Below are 20653 nucleotides of genomic sequence, written 5' to 3' on the forward strand. Positions count from 1 at the left end.
CATCTTTTCTGGTCATCTGAAACCGAAGAGTTTTTAGGGAGGTAGCCGTTATTTATGGGTCTTTGGTCATTCTACTTTATAACAAAAGGGTACTTGTATTTTAGGGGGTTTATCCGGATAAGTTTCATCTGGAATCTTACTTTAGCGATATTTCTGATGATACGTGTACAGAAGGAGAAGAAGTATTATAGACCTCTAAGCATTGGAAAGAATTCCCTTGCTGTTGTTTTCGGTGTGCTGCTTTTGTGGCATGATTCATGGCTCCCGACGTTCAAGGAGTCATTCCTCTTCCTTATGGATGAGCGGTTGCCGTCCAAGGAATACATATTTCAATTTCTTTCGGGGTTCTTCAATCTATGGGAAATCATGATCATCGCCTCTATCTTGAGCATGTGTTTTTTGGTGCGGCAGCGTGTACAGTTAACTCCGGTAGTTTTTGTCTTTCTCTTAATTGTTCCGGTACTTGAATTCGGACAACCAAAAGATGAACTGGACCGGTATATCGACACATTTTCCCGGTCAGAATCGTCGAGGGTCGTCCGTTTTGAAAGATCGAAAGGAGGGCAACCCGATTTTGATATCGTCATTCTACATATATGTTCTTTGGGTTGGGATGATTTAAAGGTGGTTGGACTGGAAGAGCACTCTTTCCTGGAGAAATTTGATTACCTTTTTACGAGCTTTAACACGGTGACCACATACAGTACTCCTTCCGCGATCCGACTCTTGCGGGGGAATTGCGGGCAGCTTCAGCATGGCAACCTTTATTATAATGATGTTCCGGCGGAGTGTTACCTATTTGACGTCTTCCGTGGGTTGGGATATCAGACATATTTTACTCTCAACCACGACGGATTATACCGCGGAGTTGCTGCCAATGTAAAATCCTATGGACACCTTGATGAGCCGATCACGTCAACTGATCTTCCCATTCAAGCATACAATTTTGACTCCTCTCCTCTCTTCAGTGATTATACAGTGTTGGAGAAGTGGTGGAAAATGAGGCAGGAGTCGGGCTCAGATCGTGCTGCAGTCTACTATAATGGCGTTAGTTTGCATGACGGTGCTCATTGGATTGGAGAGAAGGAATGGTGGAAGCGAGATCGCGTGGAAAATTATAAAGAGAATGTCGAAAAGCTCTTTATTGATTTAACGCGGTTCTTCAATTTACTCGCAAGATCAGGCCGAAATGTTGTGGTGGTATTTATCCCGGAGCATGGACTCGGGCTAAAAGGCGATTCTCTCCAAGCATCAGGTCTACGGGATCTTCCATTGCCTCGCATAACCAATGTTCCAGTGGGGATTAAACTGATTGGACGCAGTTTTCAGGATACATCAGTTCGTCAGGAAATCATATCGAAACCGACGAGCTATTTATCGATTTCTTTTCTTCTTGCTTCTTTTTTAGAGCAAGGGTTCTTTCGGCCAGGATCGTCGGTATCAAGGGAGGTCGTCTTTAGCTTGCCGGAGACCGATCTTGTCACTGAAAACGAGCGGGGAAAACTTGTGAAAAAAGGTGATGACTACTTCCTCTACGGGAAAGAAAAAAAATGGGTAAAGCTTCCAGGAATTGCAATTTCCGACAGATAGGGGAGGAATAGCGATTCCAAGAATGACACGATGGTGCATATTTTGTTCAGTCACTTTATTATTTGCCTTTGTTCTCGAGGTGCAAGCTCTGGAATTTAAGAGCTTGCCTGGTTCGACATGGGGAAGGTTTTCTCATGATGAGGACAGCTTGGTTGGTACGGGTTCGATGGGTTACCTCAATCAGGGGGTTGATTGGGTGGTGTTGCCGGGAGGGGTTACGTTCAATACCTTTGCTGAGTTCCGGTGGCGGTTTCGTGACCGAAACAAGCGTTTTTATAATGTTTATAGTCATGCCGTTGGGTTGGAGTTTAGGAAGTCTCCGTTCAGGCTTGGGGTGAACTATCTCAGGGAGAGATTCCCGGAGCTTAATGAAACATCAAATAAGGTTCAGTATTTTGCAACCTTGTTTTACGGGTGGGAACTGAATCAGAGGTTCATGTATCCGGTGAAAGGCTTACCTGGTTCGACATGGGGAAGGTTTTCTCATGATGAGGACAGCTTGGTTGGTACGGGTTCGATGGGTTACCTCAATCAGGGGATTGATTGGGTGGTGTTCCCGGGAGGGGTTACGTTCAATACCTTTGTTGAATTCCGATGGCGGGTTCGTGACCGGAACAAGCGTTTTTATAATACTCATAGTCATGCCGTTGGGTTGGAGTTCAGGAAGTCTCCGTTTAGGGTTGGGGTGAGCTATCTCAAGGAGAAATTTCCGGAGATTAATGAAACCTCGAACAAGGTTCAGTATTTTATGACCTGGTTTCACGGGTGGAACCTATAACGATTGAAAACCGAATATTTGCCGACATGCAGATTAGGGTGGTTTCTATCAGCCTTGATGCCCGACATCCATTCTGATTGTTTCTTGGTCTGATCCATGTCTTTTTCAACCGGGCCTAGTTTAGCAAATGCCCATCCCCAAAAATCTGTTGACAAGGTTTGTAGCGTATGCTATAAGTCAAAAAATCATTGGAGAATATTAGTTTTTTAACCTTTTTTTCTTGTTAGAGAGAGGGTTTTATTTGAAGATACTTTTATATTCTCTGAATCGGTAATTTTGGGTACATCAGTCATATCTTTCCACGCCAAACACCAATTCACTCGTTACTAGTTATGAACCCGCATGATTGCTTCTTGGGCCATAAGGCTGAGGAGTAGGGGGGGGGATCAGCTCTTTTTTAGGTGAGGAATAGGGTTGCAGGACAGAAAAGGAAAGAACTGTATGGTGCCATCCTTGTTGATGGCCACTTCTCTTGTTTTTTTCGGGATGTCTTTGGCATTTGCTGTGCCTTCAGCCAGAGCACTCGAGTCTGAATCAAAAATTAATCCAACCATAGGGAAGCACCTCTATCGCCACTACTGTGCTGTATGCCATGGAAATTCCGGGAAAGGAAATGGCATCAATGCAGACCACTTGGGTGATGTTCATCCGACCGATCTAACCACGCCGGAGTTCGATAAATATGATGATGGGGAGATTTATGAGGTGATTGACGGGGGCGGTGCTGCCGTGGATATCTCCTACTACATGCCCCCCTGGGGAGGTGTATTTACGGAGAATCAGATGCACAGTCTGGTTGCGTATATACGAACTTTATCGGAAGAGAAGGGGAGAGGGGAGGTCAAGCCCATCCGTCTTCCTGATCTTGGGAAAAAGGGCAAGGGAGAGTGTGCTGTATGCCATGCGAAAGAGACCAATCTGCTCACTCCGATTGCCCCGAACATTGGTCACGAGGGAAGTAAGTTGAAGCCAGAGTGGTTGACCGAATTCCTTAAAAAACCGGACCGGATTCGTCCAATTGGTTTTATGCCTCTCACAAAGGCAAAGATGCCGAACTTTTTCTTCTCGGACGAGGAGCTTGCAGCTGTTGTCGCGTACATGATGACGCTGAAAGATGAAGGCATTTCGCCGAATGTCTTGCGCGGGTGGGATTCGTCCGAACCGGCAGAGATAGAAGAGGGAGAGTTCCTCTATACAGATGAGTATGCCTGCGATGGCTGCCATAAAAAGACCTCTGACGGTGAGGGAGGCGTGGTCGGCCCGGTCTTGTCTGATGCGATGAAGCGGATACAGCCTGAATGGTTGTTCTATTGGATTAAGCATCCTCAGGCCATCCGCCCGGATACCCCGATGCCGAATTTTCGTATGCCGGACAAGGAGGTTCGCGCGATTTTGGCGTATCTCTATAGTTTCAGTGACGAATCCCCCAGGACGGCAACCGTTGCTGGCAGGACTCCGGCAAGTGCGGAATTGCTTGCAAAAGGGAAAAAGATTGTCGCATCAAAAAACTGTAAAGGATGTCACAGGATCGATTCATTTAATAGTGCGCTGTTGAGGGAAGATCGTAACCCGAACCCCTCTTCTGCCGACCCGGAATAATCTTCATCCGGAGCTGTTTTGAAAAGAAGGTAAGGGTATAAATCTCTTTAGAAAGGGAGGATGATGGCGAGGAAGACTCTTGTTCTGTTTGTTGCTGTGTTAGTGGTTGGTTTGATCTTGGATCAAGGATCAGCTTTTGCCAAAAAAGACGATGACGATAAGCCCTTAAAGCCGGTCCCGAAGGCCTATGCAAGCAAGAAGATGCCAAGCGGTTGGTGGACGGATGCAAAGATTATTGCTGAGGGAAAAAAGATTTTTGAGACGCACCGAATAGAGTATATCTATAAGAGAAAGAAGAAGGTCGCGAAAGACGGTTGTGCGACATGTCATGCCATTAACAAGAAGAAAGATCGCCCGAAAAAAAGGGGTGCACGCGATTTTCGCGTTGGAAAGAGGATGAACCGCTTTTCTGAGTCCTATTGGTTCTGGAGGATAGCTGAGGGTGTCAAGAAGACAGCGATGCCGGCATGGAAAAAAGAGCTTACTGATGAGGAAATCTGGAAGACCGTCGCCTACGAACACACCTGGTCGCACGGAAATAAGCCGGCTGTTCATGACCATAAAGAGATTGAGCATACGTTTGAGAAGTAATCGCTTGATGCAGGGTCTGGCCTTCCTTCGAGGGGGTGAAAGCATTTTCTTAGTGAATTTTAATCCGGGAAGATAAGACGAACCATGGAAATAGAGTCAATTAAACCCTTTATTGCTGTGATGATCCCTTTGATCGGATCTGTGGCGATTATTCTGGCCCGGAAAAAGCAGAACCTCAGGGACGGGTGTACGCTGGTAACGTCCTTTCTGATGTTGTTTGCCGTTCTCACTATGATTTCTCCGATTCTTGAGGGGAATACGCTTCACTATGTGGTCTGGGGTTTCTGGCCGAGCGTTCCAATTGGATTTCGGGTTGACGGCCTGGGGCTTATTTTCGGACTCGTTGCCTCCGTGACCTGGGTTCTCACCTCATTTTATTCCATCGGCTATATGCGAAGCCTCAATGAACGTTCGCAAACTCGCTTCTATTACTGTTTTGCGGTGACCCTCTTTGCTACATTAGGGGCGGCTTTTTCGAACAACTGGTTCACTCTCTTCCTCTTTTACGAATTGATTACCTTCTTCACCTATCCCCTGGTTGCTCACCATGAAACCGAAGATGCCTGGGAAAAAGGGAATAAATACCTGGCCTATCTTTTGGGGACCTCGAAGGTCTTTCTGATCCCGGCCATTCTGGGAGTCTACTATTTTGCCGGTTCGGTTGATTTTACAGCAAACGGCATCATCCCACCTGAGGCCGACAAGGCTTTGTTGGTGGGGATCTATATTTGTTTCCTGGCCGGCATTGGAAAGGTGGCCTTCATGCCTCTTCACTCCTGGCTGCCGGCTTCCATGGTGGCGCCCACACCGGTTAGTGCCTTGCTTCACGCTGTTGCGGTTGTGAATACAGGAGCGTTTTGTGTTTTACGCGTGATCATCAATATTTTTGGCATCGATTTAGTCCGGTTGCTGCATATCGGGTCGTGGAGTTTAGGGGAGATTACCGCAGTGATCGCGTCCATTACAATCATCATGGCCTCAATCTATTGTATGAGGGCGGATAACTTGAAAGAGCGAATTGCCTATTCTACTGTGAGCCAACTCTCCTACATGGTCCTTGGGGGAGCGCTCCTGACCCCCAGCGGTTTATCCGGCGGTATTATGCATATCGCTATGCATGCCTTTGCAAAAATTACTCTTTTCTTCTGCGCGGGTTCGATTTATGTGGCGACGAAAAAGACACATGTTTCTCAAATGCACGGCATTGCCCGGAAGATGCCCTGGACGATGGCTGCGTTTGCGCTTGCAACGCTCAGTATGGTTGGCATCCCCCCTGCGGGTGGATTTGTGAGCAAATGGTACCTGATGGTCGGTGCCACAGAGGCAAAAGAGTTCTGGGCACTAATGGTCCTGGCAACAAGTGCGCTCTTAAATGCCTTCTACTTTGTCCCGATTGTGATGAATAGTTTTTTTAGGCATCAAGAGGATGAAGGTAAGGGGGATGATGTTCTGGTCCCGCAGTCAGGACCCGTTCTGATGCCGCAGAGTGTGGGTGCTGCAGCTGCGGATATTCAAAAAGAAACCAAAATGTTTGATATTCAGGAATCGCCCTTGTTTGTTGTTGTCCCACTGTGCATCACCGCAGTGGTTTCGTTGCTCCTGGGGATATTTCCTGAAGTGGTATTGCAGTTTGTTGGGGTCATGTTGCAATGAGTATGATCCAATTTTTAGAGAGTCACTTTATTTCGGACTGTTTGTCGTTTGGGTCCCGTAAGCCTTTCTTTTGTTCCGGAATCCTTTGGGATGTTGAAAATAATCGCATGCTTGGTTCAGGCTGCACACCCATGAGGAGCAGATAGTTGGAGACATCCATCGTCCCGTTTTTAGTCATACTGGTTCCCGTTCTTGCCGCGTTTACCTTGCTGATCCGGCCGAAGAACGACAACTATAGAAATTGGATTTGCCTCGGAGCAACCATCATTCCCTTTGTGCTGCTTCTAAGTCTTCACAAGGGAGCTGTTTCGGGAGGGGTGGAGTTTCCGTTTACCTGGATCCCCGGTATGGACATGAGCCTTAGGGTTCGTCCGGCGGGATTGATTATTGCTCTCGTGACCTCATTTCTTTGGATTGTTGCTCATATTTTTGCCATCTCAGATATGACCCAGGCTCAGGACAGTAAGCCGGGACGCCGACTTCGTTTTGACTTCTTCTCTCTCCTTACGCTGAGCGCCAATCTCGGGGTCTTGATCGCCGGCGACTTTATTACACTTTTTATCTTTTTTGAAGGACTCCTGATTCTTCCTTATCCTTTAATCGCCCACAGGGAGGATGTCCCTGCCATCAGAGGAGCGAACCTCTATTTTTATGTCGGGGTCGCCACCAGCCTTGCCTTGCTGTCGGGACTTGTTCTCTTAAACAGCTACACTGGAACCTTGGTGATCGAATCGGTCTCGGCAGAGGTTTCTCAGTTAATGGGCAGTGGGGTTAAATTTCAGATTGCGGCTTTGATGGTTGTTGGATTTGGCGGGAAGGCCGGTCTCTTTATTGAGCATTTCTGGCTAGCAGAGGCCCATCCGGTTGCCCCTTCGCCAGGACACGCGCTCCTCTCGGGGGCCATGATCAAGGCCGGGGCCTATGGGATATTCCTGACGGTCAATCTTCTTTTCCTGCCCCAGGGGGATTTGATTTCAGAATGGCTTACCTTGAGCAACATCGGATATGTGATGATATTTGTCGGGGTGATAACAATGTTCACCGCCGTGATATCCGCCCTGATTACTGCTGATTATAAGAGGATGCTTGCCTTGCATAGTGTCAGCCAGATGGGCTACATTATGATGGGGATCGGGTGTGCGGCTTATCTTGGTCGAGACGGAGCGATGGGGGTTGCAGGCGCTCTCTACCACATTGTAAACCATGCCCTCTTCAAGGTTGCGCTTCTGCTGGGAGGTGGGGCAGTCTATTTCAGGCTTCACAAGCAGGACATGTATAAGTATGGGGGCTTGTGGCGAAATATGCCCCTGGGGGCGGTCTTTCTGTTTATTGGCGCCTGTGGAATCTCCGGCATCCCATTCTTTAACGGCTTTGCCAGCAAGACCATCATCCATCACGCAATTTTAGAGGCCTATGAACACAGTCATGACCCTTACCTTAAATTTGCTGAGGTGATGTTTATTATCACAGCGGCTGGCACCTTCGCGTCAAACATGAAGTTCTTTAAGTTGACAATGCTTGGGAAGCGTCCCAAGGAATATGACAATGTAGAGTCAGAACCCATGTCAATGAAGATCTCTCTCGGGCTCCTGGCTGCGGCAATTGTATTGATCGGGGTATTCCCGAATTTCCTTCTGGAAAGTACGATCGGCCCTGCCTTGGCCTCTTTCGGTTTTGACCCGAATTCTCATGCCTATCAACTCTTGTACGATATCAAGACACAAACTTCCGGCTTGGCGATTCTTTACCCCAGGGCGGGGACGTTTTCCGATGTTTTGCATAATCTTGTTGGGACGACCCAGGCCGTTATTCTCGGCAGTGTTGTCATGTATTGCGGGTTGAAATTTGGCTGGTTCCATCTCAAAATTCCAAGATATTTAACCTTTGAGTATTATGCGACGAAGGGGCTGAAGTGGTTAACCAATCCGTGGTCAACCCCCTTCGAAGATAAACAATTTTGAGGATCTTCAAATGTGTCCAAAAGCGAGGATGTCATGAATGTAAAAAAAGGGATTAAACAACCCATTCTATGGGGAAGTCTTCTTTTCATGATTCTGCTCTTCATCCCGGCCACCGCTCTCTTTGCCGAGACCGTCGAATCTGTTTATCGGGATATTCCAGGCATTGGCAGTCGAAACCTTATCTGGGTGTTGTCCCAGGTCCATATCCTGTTCGGGGCCTTTGTCTTGGGTGTGCCGATGTTTATTATCACCATCGAGGTGATCGGCATCATGACAAAGGAGAAACGCTACGATCGCCTGGCCCTGGAGTTTATGGATTTGATTGTTGCCTGTTTTGCGACGACGGCCATGGTCGGGATTCTCTTTCTTTTTTCGCTGCTCGTCTTCTACCCTACCCTCATGACGGCCATGGCAGATATTTTTAAGCCCACCTATTTTGTCTATGTTTTCCTTTTCTTATACGAGACCCTTTCGGTGTATGTCTACTGGGACCGTTGGGAGAAGTGGCAAAACAGAAAAGGCCTTCATCTTTTCTGGGGGGTCATGCTTAATATTGCGGGGCTATTGCTTGTCATTCTGCCAAGCGGATTTCTTTCTTTTCAGGCCAGTCCGGTCGTTCTGAATCCGGATTTGGGTCCCTGGGCGAAGGCCTGGACCGCAATCAACAACCCGACCTGGCTTCCGGTGATCATCCACCGGGTGGTGGGGAACCTGATCCTGGGTGGATTTGTCTGCGGGGCCTATGCGGGCGTGGCTTATCTGGGCGCAAAGACTCAGGAAGAGCGGGAGCATTACGACTGGATGGGTTATATCGGGAATTTTATCGGCGTCTTCGGCCTTCTTCCGATGCCTTTTGCGGGTTATTTTCTGATGCGGGAAGTCTATGAATACAACCAGCAAATGGGAATTACGCTCATGGGAGGGATCTTGTCCTGGCTATTCATCCTCCAGGCGGTGCTGATCGGTGTTCTTTTTGTCGGGTCAAATTATTATTTCTGGCAGGGGATTGCCTATCGAACGCATTCTGCGCCGAAATACAAGAAGCCGATCATCATTATGCTGGTTGTACTGGTGGCTTCTTTTTCTGTCTGGCTCACACCGCATTCTCTTGTGGCCAGTGTCTCGGAAGCCAGGGCGATGGGGGGGGCACATCATCCTTTACTGGGTGTCTTTGGCGTGATGTCGGCAAAGTTAACGGTTGTCAATCTAATGATTCTAACAACCTTCGTCTGTTTTCTGCTCTACTGGCGAGCCGATAAGGTCATTACCGTAAAGTGGGGGAAATGGGCAAATATTTTCACAGTTCTTCTCCTCACCTCGGCAGTGATTGTCATTATCTGGTTGGGGGTTTATGGTTATTTTGTTCCCTCTGTTTATCGCGTGAATGTCCTTTCGGTAGCCCAGGTCCTGGCGGTGCTCTTTTGTCTTTTTACAATTACGCCCCTCACCGCACTCTCATTGAAGTCTGCAAAGCTGACCCATAAGATGAAGTGGGGGGTAATGCCGGCGCGCTCTCAATATGCCTTGGTGATCAATGCCGTTTTTGTGGTGTTGACCATGGCCCTGATGGGCTATGCCCGCTCCGCTTCGCGGGTCCATTGGCATATCTACGGCGTATTGGAAGATACCTCTCCATATGCCTATACGCCGACACTCGGGCTTGCTTCCTTCCTTTTTGTCTTGTCCACCGCGATCTTCTGCATATTGGTCGGCATTGTCTTTTGGACCTCGCATACAATTCGCCATAATCGCTTTTCAACACGATACTTTTTTCTGGCCCCAGTCTTTATGTGGTTTACCGAGCTCTTCAGCGATAGACCTAAAGAGCGCCCAAGTATTCCACAGGGGGGTGGAAAGTATGTTATTACAAAGGTATCACTTGTTGTGGGCCTGTTTTTGTTTGCATACAGCTATGTTGGCTATCAGGTCCCGCAAAAGATCGGGTTCCCTCCTGAAAAGAAGGGGTTGGATCTTACAAAGATCAAAACCAAGGCAGATATGGTTCAAATTGGTCAGGATATTTTCTACAGCAAGGGACAGTGCGCCCTTTGTCATGCAATCGGGGCGGGCGCGGGACGCTGTCCTAATTTGTCGGGCGTGGGGGCGCGACTAACACGCGAATTTATCTATGAGACGCTGACAAAACCCGATGCCTATGTAAAACTGGACTTCACTACAGCACTTCCGGTGAGTTTCTCAGCGCAAATGCCTGCCATCAATAAACCGCCCATTGGGCTCACAGAAGAGGAACTTATTACTATAATTGCCTTTGTTCAGAGCAATGGCGGAAAAGTAACAGTGACGCCTGAGGATTTGGCTTGGTTGGCAGATGGCCCGGCATTGGAAATGCACGATGTGATCCCTGAGGTGGAGCCTGCGGAATTGATTGAGGAAGAATCTGAGGAAGCCTCGGAAGAGTTGGCAATGATTCATGGGGAATCATCAGAAAAAAATAAACATTTTATTGTGGCGAATTCAAGAATAGGTGAAGAATAGATTGCGAATTGAGCATAAGAAAAACAGGATAATTGTCTTCTTCTTAATGGTTTTTATGCTCGTCTTGGCGGGTTGTGAGGATGAACATGTCGCCAAAGGGCATAAAATCTTTAGTCGCTATTGCTCAGCCTGTCATGGAGAGGATGGGGATGGGAAGGGATACAATGCGAACAATCTTGACCCAGTTCCTCGAGATTTGACCGATGGCGATGAGGATTATATGGCCAAGCTCTCAAATGACGAAATCTATGAGGTGCTTCAGGTTGGTGGCTACGGCGTTGATCTCTCAGGGGGGATGCCGGTTTGGGGAAAGGTTTTTTCAGAGGAAGAGCTCTGGTCGCTTGTTGCCTTTGTTCGGACGCTTCATCCCAATGAGGCCATTGAAATTGCCTTCACAAAGCCTGATTCTGAGGAACCGTTATTCGAGAAAAAACGCTTACGATATCCCAAGGTTCGAGAAAAAAAGTTTTATGATCTTCTTGAGGCCCTGGCTCCGGATGAAGATACTTTTCAGGAGCAGGTGGTGTTGGGGGAAGAGATCTACGCTGAGGTGGGATGTAATGCCTGTCACAGGGTTCATGGGGAAGGTGGGGAGTTAGGGCCTGATTTGTCGGGGGCCGGGTTTATGCTCCAGACGCAATTTATCTTTCGTTGGATACTGAATCCCCAGTCATTCAAGCCGAAAACAAGAATGGCCAACTTAGACTTAAACGACGAGGATGCTTTTGCGATTTCACTTTATATAAGCACGCTCAAATCGGCATCAGCAGAAAATGACGTTCCGGATGAAGAAGATCGTAATGCTGAGGACGAGGGGGTATAGGAATGAAAATGCCACTGATCGCTAAAGCCGCAACGCTTGAATTTACAATCTACCTTTTCATCAAGGTCGGTATTCCGATGTTTACAAGTCCGCTTCCATCCAGTGTCATTGCAATGTATATGATACTGGTCACCATCTCAATCTTGCTCTATGTGTCCATCTATGAAGATGACTTCGGGAGTTTTTATATCCCCATTACCGAGTTTATTCGAGGTGATGAAGAGGATAAACCGGGTCGGAAGATGAGCCGGGTTGCTGTTTTGATCATGATCCCCCTGTTTTTTGGTTTTCGTACCTATGAGAGTGTGAAACCTAATTTTGAGCCTCCCTTTCCGCAGCGTGTCATTCATCCTGCGCCTCCGGGGTCGGCTGCAGGCTTCGTGAATCCTTATAGGGAGGATGAAGCAAATCATGAGAAGTATGTCCAGGAGGGGAGAGAGGTTTTTTATCGTAATTGTGTTTTCTGTCATGGCGACAAACTGGATGGAAAGGGTTTCTTTGCCCATGCCTTGAATGTTAAACCCGCCAATTTTGCAGATCCAACCACGATCTCCATGCTGATGGAATCTTTTGTCTTCTGGCGGGTCAAGACGGGAGGAATTGGGCTTCCTGAAGAGGCAACCCCCTGGGATTCTGCAATGCCGAGATGGGAATTGATTTTATCAGAAGAGGAACGATGGAAGGTCATTATGTTTTTGTATGATTATACCGGATGGAAACCAAGAACCTGGGAGTTAGAGGCAGATGAGTAATCTGTTAATAAAAAGAACAGGATATATTTTCTTGCTACTGGTTACGTTTGGGCTGGGTTTGGGAGACTTCGTCTACGCGGACGAGGAGGATGGATCTGCCTCTCAGTCTGCTGAGGAGGAAGATCTTCCTGGGGATGATATGGCTGCCGGGAAGAAGATTTACGAAAAACGATGTATTTCCTGTCACGGGATTGAGGGCGATGGAGATGGACCTGCCGCAGACCTCTTTCAGCCGAAGCCAAGAAGTTTTAAAAAAGGGGAGTTCAAGTATCGAACGACTCCGCGGGGGGATATGCCGACAGATGACGATCTTTTTAAAGTGGTCACGCATGGACTCCCGGGTACGGGAATGCCCGATTGGGCAGATATTTTAAATGAAAAGAAGCGAAGGCAGGTCATCAAGTACATCAAGACCTTTTCAACGAAATGGGACGAGCAGACAGAGGCGCCGCACGTTGTTACGGTGGGTGAGCTCATCCCTTCTAGTGCGGAGAGTATTGATAGAGGGAAGAAGCAATTTACTTCATTGGGTTGTACTATTTGCCATGGAGCAGAAGGCCGGGGTGATGGACCCACAGCACTCTTTTTGAAAAACCACCGCGGTGATCCGGTCTACCCCAGGAATCTGAATAAGAACTGGCTGTTTCGGGGAGGTGGTGAGGCGAAAGATATCTATATGCGGGTCAACACCGGGATTAATGGAACCCCGATGCCTTCATTTGCGGCGAAACTCGACAATGAAAAGAGCTGGGATTTGGCAAATTTTGTCCGATCGCTTTCACCCGATAAGAAGCCCGAAGGAGGATCACTGATCAAGGCACGACTTATTGAGGGGGCAATCCCAACGGATCCGAACGATCCGCTGTGGGAGGAAACAGAGGAAAACTGGTTTCCGATGATGGGGCAGATTTCATTTAAGACGCGGCTCTTTAAACCGACAGTAACCGACATTACGGTGAAATCACTTTTTAACGAGACCGAAATTGGATTTATGTTGAAGTGGGATGATCGGAGTAAAAGCAAGGCAAGTAAGGCAGGTGCGAAAATTACTACTTATACAGATCAGGTTGCAATACAGTTTCCTGAGCATCTCCAGCCGGGTGGGGTTAAAAAGCCCTATTTTATCATGGGGGATGAAAAACTGGGCGTGAATCTATGGAACTGGGTCTCGGAAGGGGATCGACTCGTCGAGACGAATGCAAACGGGGTATGGAATAATAGTGAGGTGGCACAGGAAGGATTGGATATTTCCGGTCAAGGCGTATTTAAGGATGGACAATATCGTGTTGTGATGAAGCGCGCATTGCAGACTGCGGACAAGGAAAAAGATATACAATTTGAAGTTGGCGTGTTTTATCCGATTGCTTTTTTTGCGATGGACGGAACGAATGGGGAGACTGATTCAAGACGGTCCATTACCCCGTGGTATTTTATTTTTATGGAACCCGAAATTGATAAAACGATCTATTTTTACCCGCCGGTCGTTGTGGTCTTTGTATTCGGTATCCAGTTTGTTCTCGTCAAATGGTTGAAGAAGAATTATAAAAAATCCGGGAAGGGATAGGGTGAAAATTCCGAAATCCGGTAGTTTAAAGCGGGGTGGGGCGTTGACATTATAAGCGCAGCGTTTTACAATGCGGGACTTTTTAATCTTTGTTGGGGATAGCGATTTCGGGGGAGTCCTGGATTGGGGAAATCCAGAGAGATTTCATTTATATCGGGACCCTCGGAATTATCTGTTCCCTCCTTTTTACCCTCGGATTTTCAGGTTCTGCCTTGGCAACGCATGAGGCGGATCATCGATTCACGATATCGGGTTATGTCCGGGATGCGGCAGGAAAGCCGCTCTCCGGTTCCCTCGTCATACTGGAACATAAAGGCGGGGTCAAGAAAGAGAAAAAATCAGATCCTCGTGGATATTATGAGGTTATGTTTCACCTTCATAATGACAACATTGGGGATGAGATTTTTGTTTCGGTCGGCGATGTTGTTCGAAAAATAATGGTTCAGTTTGACCCTGACGATCGGTTTACGGATCGACGCAGTGAGCCTGTCAATTTTGGCGCGGCGAGCAAGGATACTTCTGAGTGGATCTACTGGAGCGGCGGAGTCGCTCTTATCCTAAGTGCCCTTGTATATTTGCGGGCATTTAAAAAAAAGAAGCCAAGGCAAAAGAGAAGAAAGAAAGATAAGATTCGCAAAAGAAAATAATTGTAATCTTGGCAAGAACGTACAAACAGGTGTTTCTCGCCAAGTAAGCGCAGAGTGCTTTAAAGAACCCTTTTTCTTTTGTGTGTAGGTGTTCGGAGGATTTAAAACATGAAGCCGGGTGAAAAAAAAGAAGAATCGACCGAGGAGGTCAGCCGAAGGAAATTCATCACCATGATGAGCTTGGGCGTCGGGTGGGGTGGCATTTTGGCGTCACTTGGAGGTATCGGCGCCGGAGCCCTTCGGTTTATGGTTCCAAGTGTACTCTATGAGCCACCCACCATTTTTAAGATCGGAAGACCGGAAGTTTACGGGGTCGGTGTTGACACAAAATTAAAAAAAGAGCGCCAGATTTGGGTCGTTCGAAATGAGCGTGGGATCTATGTTCTCGTGTCGATTTGTCGGCACTTGGGGTGTACGCCGAACTGGTTCGGGGATCAGAAGCTCTTTCGATGTCCCTGTCATGGCAGCATCTATGATACCCGCGGAAATGTGGTCGGAGGCCCGGCACCAAGAACTTTATGGCGGGCGGCCATTTCGATTGATCCGGTTGATGGACAGATCATCGTTGATTTTAGTACGCGGCAGGATCCTGATCCAAAAGGAACAGAGGAAGGCCTGATGGTTGAAGAGATGAGTCGTGAGGTGGAACCCTACTTTCTAAAGGTTTAGTCCTAAAGGTATTGTTGTGGAGGAGATAAAGGTCTCATGTTGAAGTTGCTTGAGCGGGTTTTAGCGGTTGCCAGAACAACGCAGGTCTGGAAGTCAATATTCAGGCATGGTTTCCCAAGTACGGACGGTAACCGTGCCTTGGTCATGTTCAGTAATGTCATTCTCCATCTCCATCCTGTCAGGGTTCGACGAGGTGCCCTTAAGATCAAATTTACCTGGTGTCTGGGTGGTTTGACCTTCCTGTTTTTCATCCTCCTGGCGATTTCTGGCGTATTTCTCATGTTCTATTATGTCCCGGATACGCGTCAAGCCTACTCCAATATGAAAGATTTAGGCACGGTGATCTACTTCGGGAGCCTGTTCCGGGCGGTTCACCGCTGGTCGGCACACGCGATGGTCTTTTCTGTCTGGATGCATATGACCCGTGTTTTTATGACCGGTTCGTACAAACCGCCCAGGGAGTTTAATTGGGTGGTAGGCGTCATTCTTTTGGCGATCACACTGGTATTGAGCTGGACAGGCTACCTCCTTCCGTGGGATCAGTTGGCCCTTTGGGCGGTCACGGTTGGGGCCAAGATGGCGGAGGCCTCCCCGATGCTTGGGAGTTCCGGGCCGTTTGGCCCTGAGTTGGGGATGACCTCAAGTAATGATGTCGCGTTTGTTCTTCTCGGAGGAACGGTGGTCGGTCAGAGCGCGCTCCTTAGGTTCTATGTCCTGCACTGTCTTGCATTGCCATTGGTTACTGCGTTATTCATCGCAGTTCATTTTTGGCGGATACGGAAAGATGGTTTTTCAGGCCCCCTTTAATCGATATACCTAACTGAGAAGATCCTATGGCAGAAGAAGAATCAAATCCCGGGGCGGTTCAATCAAAGGCACTTGCAAAGGCCCCGGATAAACCCGGCAGGTTTGCCGCACTGTTGAAGAAGAGCTCCAAAGGGTCGATGGCGCCTGAAGACACGGTACTGGTCTGGCCCCATCTGGTTTATATCGAACTGATTTGTATCCTGTTCGGGGTTGCACTCATCCTTTTTCTATCGCTCATCTCCCCTGCACCCCTGGAGGAGTTGGCGAGCGCGGATACAACGCCAAATCCGACCAAGGCACCCTGGTATTTCCTGGGATTACAGGAGTTACTGGTCTATTTTGATCCATGGCTCGCTGGGGTGGTCTTACCCACGATGATTATCATCGGGCTTGTCCTTATCCCTTACATTGATCCAAACCCCAAGGGGAAGGGCTACTATACCTTCTCAGAACGCAAGTTCTCGATTATGGGTTTCAGCTTTGGCCTGGCGCTCTGGTACATCCTGATTATTGTCGGCGTCTGGTTCCGAGGACTGGATTGGTCCTGGTATTGGCCTTGGGACGATCCCCATATGCATCAACCGGCTGGCGCTGTGAAGCTGGTTGACCTTGAGGTTATTCTGACCAGTGTATTGGGATTAAGTGAGTCGCCCCTCGTGACCTTGGGACGTTATGCGGTCACAATGGCAAATCTGATCACATGGGCTTTTTTCCTTGGATATTACGCGATCGGGTTTTCGCTTCCCTTTCTTTTTCTGAGAAATTTTTACAGAAGGCTCGGTTTTGTTCGCTATAACCTTGTGATGTTTTTGTTCCTTTCGATGATGGGCGTTCCCCTGAAAATATTTTTGAGATTACTGGCCGATATTAAATATGTGCTGGTAACCCCCTGGTTTAAGATTTAACGTAAGCTGGAGCGGAAAATGGATGATTTATGGGCATACCCCTACCGATTGGGAATAGGAATATTCATCGGAGTCGGGACACTTGTTCTTACAGGCTTCTTCGTCGGTATTGCGGTTTTGCTTGAGAGATCATTTAAGAAAGATAAATAAGTAGCATCGTGAGATTAAATCATTGGATTGGGGTTTTACTATTTATGACGTTCACCCCGTCTTTTTCTTAAGATACTGGATTAACTATGAAAAAGCACATACTGTTTGCCGCGCTTAGCGTAATCATCTTCCTTGAGTTGGGAATGTTTGTCTACAGGGAATATAGCGCTGAGTGGAAAACGTATCAGGCCACCTATTATGAAATGCTTGCAGAGAAGATGGATGACCCGAAACTCGCGGCATCGCCGCTTCGTGTGAATCAAATCTGGGATAAGCATCTGAACAGGCCGGATCGCTGTGTCACCTGTCATGCCGGGATTGCGAATCCAGCCTTTGAGAATGAGCCACAGCCTTATACCACGCATCCCAGTTTCAAGGACGAGGGATTTATTTCAAAGCATCCTTTTGAGAAATTTGGCTGTACAATCTGTCATGAGGGAGACGGCCAGGCCGTGACGGTCGCGGCGACGCACGGTGTCGTCCGCCATCTCGATCGGCAATTGTTGTCAGGCCCTTATGTCCAGGCCGCCTGTACAAAATGTCACTACGAACTCTACTCCCGGGATCTTTATTGGCCGGAAGCCGATGTTTTGATGAAGGGGAAGCAATTGGCCTATGAACTCGGTTGCGGTGCCTGCCATGCCATCCGGCAGTTCGGCACCGATCCGACAGCGGCCCCGGATATTTCAAGTCTCGGCAGCAAGACCGAGCTTGCTTTTTCTCTCGTGCATGATTTCTCGCGCCTGGAATCGGAAGATCATATTACCCGGGTGTGGGAATGGGAGCACTTTAAAAATCCTCGAAAGATTGTTCCCGGAAATCCGGATGCCCCCAATCCCAGAGACAGGACATCTCCGACCATTATGCCCGATTGGGATCTGACCGACGAAGAGGCGACGGCATTGACTGTGTTCGTCCTCTCCCTGAGGGACCCTCAGGTTGAAAATATTCCCAGGAAGTACCTTCCAAAGGTGGACAGTCATGACGGATTTATGCAGTATAGAGATTAAAGGTGAAGTGCATCGTGAGCGCAATCCACACACTTTTGTTGGGTGATGTGAAAGAATAAAACAGAAGGTTGCTATCCTATTGAGTTTTGAGAAACCGCACTGCTATGTGGTGACGTTTCTCAAGACCTCATACGAGTGAACTCTTTAAGAAAGGCCCTCCTTGCGTATATGAAGGAGGGCCTTTTTGTTTCCTGAAGAGTGTGGATTTTGGCTCACAAGGCCCGTAGCAGGAAAGCTGTAAATAGGAAAGAATTTAGTCTAAAATTGTCTTTCCCTGCTGGATTTCCGGCAGGAGAAGAATTTTATGTATTTTTTACCTGGTCCCTTGTGATGTTTCCTCTTTTATATTTCTCAGGTTTGGTGGAAGGAGAGGGGATGAAATCTGGATGGTCAGTAAACATCCCCAGTGACTATACTTACGATATATGGTGTTATCTTTGAACCCCCACCTTTCGGAGGGGCAACAATGACTTTCATTTAAAATGAAATGAACCGTCTATATGGCAGAAAGGAACCTGTTCCAAGCGCGCGAGGGGTGTGGTATCCTGTCTAAAATCAATGATTAAATTTGTCCTGGTGATTGAAATTCAGCGATTTCTCTTGAAAAACACTGTAAAATCACAATAAAATTACGGTCCACATATTGCATTCAGTAATCTGGTTATGAAGCATGCATCTGCTCAATTCTCGAATATCGGGGTGCGGGCAGGGAGTAAATCAGATAACGAATGGAAAATATGGACCTATTGACCCAAAAACCGATGAAATTACTTTTTACTTTCGTACTGTTGTTGATCCTGTTGTCGTTTGATTGTGGCAATTCGTTGGCGGCAGATCGTGCGAAGGTTCTCGGTAATGAAGTCTGGAGAATCGACCAGTCTATTCTGGAGGCCGGGGATAATATGGATCAGTTAGCCCGTCGTTCCGAAGAAGTTTCGCATGAGGTTCGGGCGCTCAAGTCAAAGGGGCGATTCGGAATGATCGATCAGGTTCGTATGGAGCGGCTTCTTTCAAGTTTAAGAGAGGTTCTTTTAGAGCGTAGGGATCTTAAAAAATTAGAACTAAAACTCAATACTGACAGAAAAGAGAAGGTGGCAGTTCTCTACGACCTGCTTGGGGAGGAGATCAAACGTCTTCTCGTGGAGGGAGAAAATGCGATGCTAAAGGGTGATACTCCTCTTGCAGATCAGGTACACAGTGAGGCGCTCTCTCATATGGAGGAACGTCAAAGACTCCTGAAGCGCCGGTCTCCTCGTATCTCTGTTCTCTCGGAAGTAGAACTTCCTGATACAGAAGGGATCTCATTCTCCAAACAAAAAGAGATTGCCATACTCCTGAAGAACGATGCCGAGTCCCTTGAGAAGAATAAGAATGAACTTCTTGACGAACGAAATCTCCTCCAGAAAGAACTCCAAATCAAGCAGACTTTTTCCCACTTTCAAGGCTTTCCAAGAGGGCTTGAAGGTCAATCAATTGACAAACAGGTCCAGAGTCTCGAAGAGAAACTTAGTCTATATGACCAGGCAATACACGACCATACCACTAAGATTCAAAAACTGATGGAGCGGTCTGAAGAGATGATGGAAAGTGCTCGGAAACAGGAAGAGGAACTGTTAAAGTAGTGACGTCGCGCATAAGATAGATTGTACGACAAAGCCGATGAAAAAGGTAATAATGAAAACACAAGGATCAAGAAAAATGTTCACGGTGAAGCGTAGAAAAAAAATCAAATTTATTTTGATCGTCTTTTCAATTTTTCTTTCGGTGGGTTGTGCAAGCACGAACCTGCATCAACGGGGGCTGGCGGCCGATGGTCGTGGGGAGTTTGACAAGGCCGTGCAGCATTATGTTGAACATTTAAATGCGCACCCAGGGGACCTCAAGGTCAGAAACGATTTGGGGGTTGCCTATCTGAGAAGCGGGAGGTACAACCGTGCTTTTCTAGAGTTCAAGAAAGTCCTCATCAGGGACCCCAAATACGTGAGGGCCTACTATAATATCGGCCTGATTTATAATTTTAAGGGCCTGATTGATGAAGAGATCAATGCCTACCAACAGGCTCTCCTGATCGACCCGGACCATCGTCCCACCCGCTTGAATCTGGCACATATTTATCTGGGACAAGGGAAGGTTGACCAAGCGACGCGGATTTATAAGGATGTGCTGTTAAAGTTTCCGGATCAGTCCCGTGCCCTGTACAATCTTGCCCTGATATATGATCAGGCGGGGAAGACCTCGGAGGCGGTAAAACTTCTCGAACGTCTCCTGAGTCTGGATAAAGCGGGTATCGATCCGACCCTGCCCAGAGACCAGGCGAAAGCACTTCTCTTGAGACTAAAGGCCGCCCGCTAAAGACTTGCGCTCCCTCATATACTGCGCCATTGACTCCACAATATGCTGATACGGCCCAAGATCCAATCGGAGAATTAGGGTGCGGTACCTCCCATCATAGAGAACAAAAATGCGAGGATGAGCATCTGAATGGTCCATCCAATGACACAGACGCCCACGGCCCGCAAGGTACTCTTATAATCAAGGGCCTGTCTGACCGCAATGATCATTGCTACTAACATCCAGACCGAGGGTAATCCCCCCATTAATAATGGTTCACAGAAGTAGAGCCTGTGTTGCCAGCGTCAATTTTTGATAGGGTGTAAT

At 47.6% G+C, this 20653-nt stretch carries 17 protein-coding genes; all 17 read left to right on the forward strand.

The features are described from left to right. Positions 1–54 precede the first annotated feature (54 nt). The 17 genes from bcsG (at position 55) to EYQ01_01040 (ending at position 20347) form a co-directional block, all read left to right on the forward strand. Positions 55–1590, forward strand: a complete 1536-nt coding sequence (gene bcsG / locus EYQ01_00960; protein HIE64385.1) for a cellulose biosynthesis protein BcsG — start codon at positions 55–57, stop codon at positions 1588–1590. A 166-nt stretch (positions 1591–1756) separates the two neighbouring features. After that, positions 1757–2368, forward strand: a complete 612-nt coding sequence (locus EYQ01_00965) for a hypothetical protein (protein ID HIE64386.1) — start codon at positions 1757–1759, stop codon at positions 2366–2368. Positions 2369–2809: 441 nt separating this feature from the next. Beyond that, complete coding sequence (locus tag EYQ01_00970; protein ID HIE64387.1) at positions 2810–3967, forward strand: c-type cytochrome; 1158 nt, start codon at positions 2810–2812, stop codon at positions 3965–3967. A 60-nt stretch (positions 3968–4027) separates the two neighbouring features. Further along, positions 4028–4558: a cytochrome c gene (locus tag EYQ01_00975; protein ID HIE64388.1), complete on the forward strand. Its 531-nt coding sequence runs from the start codon at positions 4028–4030 to the stop codon at positions 4556–4558. An 84-nt stretch (positions 4559–4642) separates the two neighbouring features. Continuing rightward, positions 4643–6211 carry a monovalent cation/H+ antiporter subunit D family protein gene (locus EYQ01_00980; protein HIE64389.1) on the forward strand — a complete coding sequence of 523 codons (1569 nt, stop codon included), beginning with the start codon at positions 4643–4645 and terminating at the stop codon, positions 6209–6211. Between the two features lie 146 nt (positions 6212–6357). Next, the gene (locus EYQ01_00985) at positions 6358–8172 is read left to right on the forward strand and encodes an NADH dehydrogenase (GenBank protein HIE64390.1); all 1815 of its coding nucleotides are present in this window, start codon (positions 6358–6360) and stop codon (positions 8170–8172) included. A gap of 12 nt (positions 8173–8184) precedes the next feature. Continuing rightward, positions 8185–10668 (forward strand): c-type cytochrome, encoded by a 2484-nt coding sequence (locus EYQ01_00990; protein HIE64391.1) that lies wholly within the window; start codon positions 8185–8187, stop codon positions 10666–10668. A 46-nt stretch (positions 10669–10714) separates the two neighbouring features. After that, the gene (locus EYQ01_00995) at positions 10715–11491 is read left to right on the forward strand and encodes a c-type cytochrome (protein ID HIE64392.1); all 777 of its coding nucleotides are present in this window, start codon (positions 10715–10717) and stop codon (positions 11489–11491) included. A gap of 2 nt (positions 11492–11493) precedes the next feature. Further along, a complete protein-coding gene (locus EYQ01_01000; protein ID HIE64393.1) occupies positions 11494–12243 on the forward strand; it encodes a cytochrome c in 750 nt (249 codons plus the stop codon). Next, entirely contained in the window at positions 12236–13807 is a 1572-nt protein-coding gene (locus tag EYQ01_01005; protein ID HIE64394.1) for a c-type cytochrome, read from the forward strand. Before EYQ01_01000 ends, EYQ01_01005 begins: the two co-directional genes overlap by 8 nt. A 92-nt stretch (positions 13808–13899) precedes the next feature. Next, positions 13900–14454 (forward strand): carboxypeptidase regulatory-like domain-containing protein, encoded by a 555-nt coding sequence (locus EYQ01_01010; GenBank protein HIE64395.1) that lies wholly within the window; start codon positions 13900–13902, stop codon positions 14452–14454. A 171-nt stretch (positions 14455–14625) separates the two neighbouring features. Then, positions 14626–15123: a ubiquinol-cytochrome c reductase iron-sulfur subunit gene (locus EYQ01_01015; GenBank protein ID HIE64396.1), complete on the forward strand. Its 498-nt coding sequence runs from the start codon at positions 14626–14628 to the stop codon at positions 15121–15123. 36 nt (positions 15124–15159) lie between these two features. Beyond that, the gene (locus tag EYQ01_01020) at positions 15160–15930 is read left to right on the forward strand and encodes a DUF4405 domain-containing protein (GenBank protein ID HIE64397.1); all 771 of its coding nucleotides are present in this window, start codon (positions 15160–15162) and stop codon (positions 15928–15930) included. A 137-nt stretch (positions 15931–16067) separates the two neighbouring features. Beyond that, entirely contained in the window at positions 16068–16835 is a 768-nt protein-coding gene (locus tag EYQ01_01025; GenBank protein ID HIE64398.1) for a cytochrome B6, read from the forward strand. Between the two features lie 236 nt (positions 16836–17071). After that, a complete protein-coding gene (locus tag EYQ01_01030) occupies positions 17072–17995 on the forward strand; it encodes a c-type cytochrome (GenBank protein ID HIE64399.1) in 924 nt (307 codons plus the stop codon). A 761-nt stretch (positions 17996–18756) separates the two neighbouring features. Then, the gene (locus tag EYQ01_01035; GenBank protein HIE64400.1) at positions 18757–19617 is read left to right on the forward strand and encodes a hypothetical protein; all 861 of its coding nucleotides are present in this window, start codon (positions 18757–18759) and stop codon (positions 19615–19617) included. 37 nt (positions 19618–19654) lie between these two features. Beyond that, entirely contained in the window at positions 19655–20347 is a 693-nt protein-coding gene (locus tag EYQ01_01040) for a tetratricopeptide repeat protein (protein HIE64401.1), read from the forward strand. Positions 20348–20653: the final 306 nt, after the last annotated feature.

This window comes from Candidatus Manganitrophaceae bacterium (assembly GCA_012960925.1).
In the GTDB taxonomy this organism is placed as follows: Bacteria; Nitrospirota; Nitrospiria; order SBBL01; family JAADHI01; genus DUAG01.

Bases quoted from the DNA above. Each gene is read 5' to 3' on its own strand.
- bcsG (HIE64385.1), top strand. From the start codon at position 55: ATGGGTCTTTGGTCATTCTACTTTATAACAAAAGGGTACTTGTATTTT.
- EYQ01_00965 (HIE64386.1), top strand. From the start codon at position 1,757: ATGGGTTACCTCAATCAGGGGGTTGATTGGGTGGTGTTGCCGGGAGGG.
- EYQ01_00970 (HIE64387.1), top strand. From the start codon at position 2,810: ATGGTGCCATCCTTGTTGATGGCCACTTCTCTTGTTTTTTTCGGGATG.
- EYQ01_00975 (HIE64388.1), top strand. From the start codon at position 4,028: ATGATGGCGAGGAAGACTCTTGTTCTGTTTGTTGCTGTGTTAGTGGTT.
- EYQ01_00980 (HIE64389.1), top strand. From the start codon at position 4,643: ATGGAAATAGAGTCAATTAAACCCTTTATTGCTGTGATGATCCCTTTG.
- EYQ01_00995 (HIE64392.1), top strand. From the start codon at position 10,715: ATGGTTTTTATGCTCGTCTTGGCGGGTTGTGAGGATGAACATGTCGCC.
- EYQ01_01000 (HIE64393.1), top strand. From the start codon at position 11,494: ATGAAAATGCCACTGATCGCTAAAGCCGCAACGCTTGAATTTACAATC.
- EYQ01_01005 (HIE64394.1), top strand. From the start codon at position 12,236: ATGAGTAATCTGTTAATAAAAAGAACAGGATATATTTTCTTGCTACTG.
- EYQ01_01015 (HIE64396.1), top strand. From the start codon at position 14,626: ATGATGAGCTTGGGCGTCGGGTGGGGTGGCATTTTGGCGTCACTTGGA.
- EYQ01_01020 (HIE64397.1), top strand. From the start codon at position 15,160: ATGTTGAAGTTGCTTGAGCGGGTTTTAGCGGTTGCCAGAACAACGCAG.
- EYQ01_01025 (HIE64398.1), top strand. From the start codon at position 16,068: ATGGCGCCTGAAGACACGGTACTGGTCTGGCCCCATCTGGTTTATATC.
- EYQ01_01030 (HIE64399.1), top strand. From the start codon at position 17,072: ATGAAAAAGCACATACTGTTTGCCGCGCTTAGCGTAATCATCTTCCTT.
- EYQ01_01035 (HIE64400.1), top strand. From the start codon at position 18,757: ATGAAATTACTTTTTACTTTCGTACTGTTGTTGATCCTGTTGTCGTTT.
- EYQ01_01040 (HIE64401.1), top strand. From the start codon at position 19,655: ATGAAAAAGGTAATAATGAAAACACAAGGATCAAGAAAAATGTTCACG.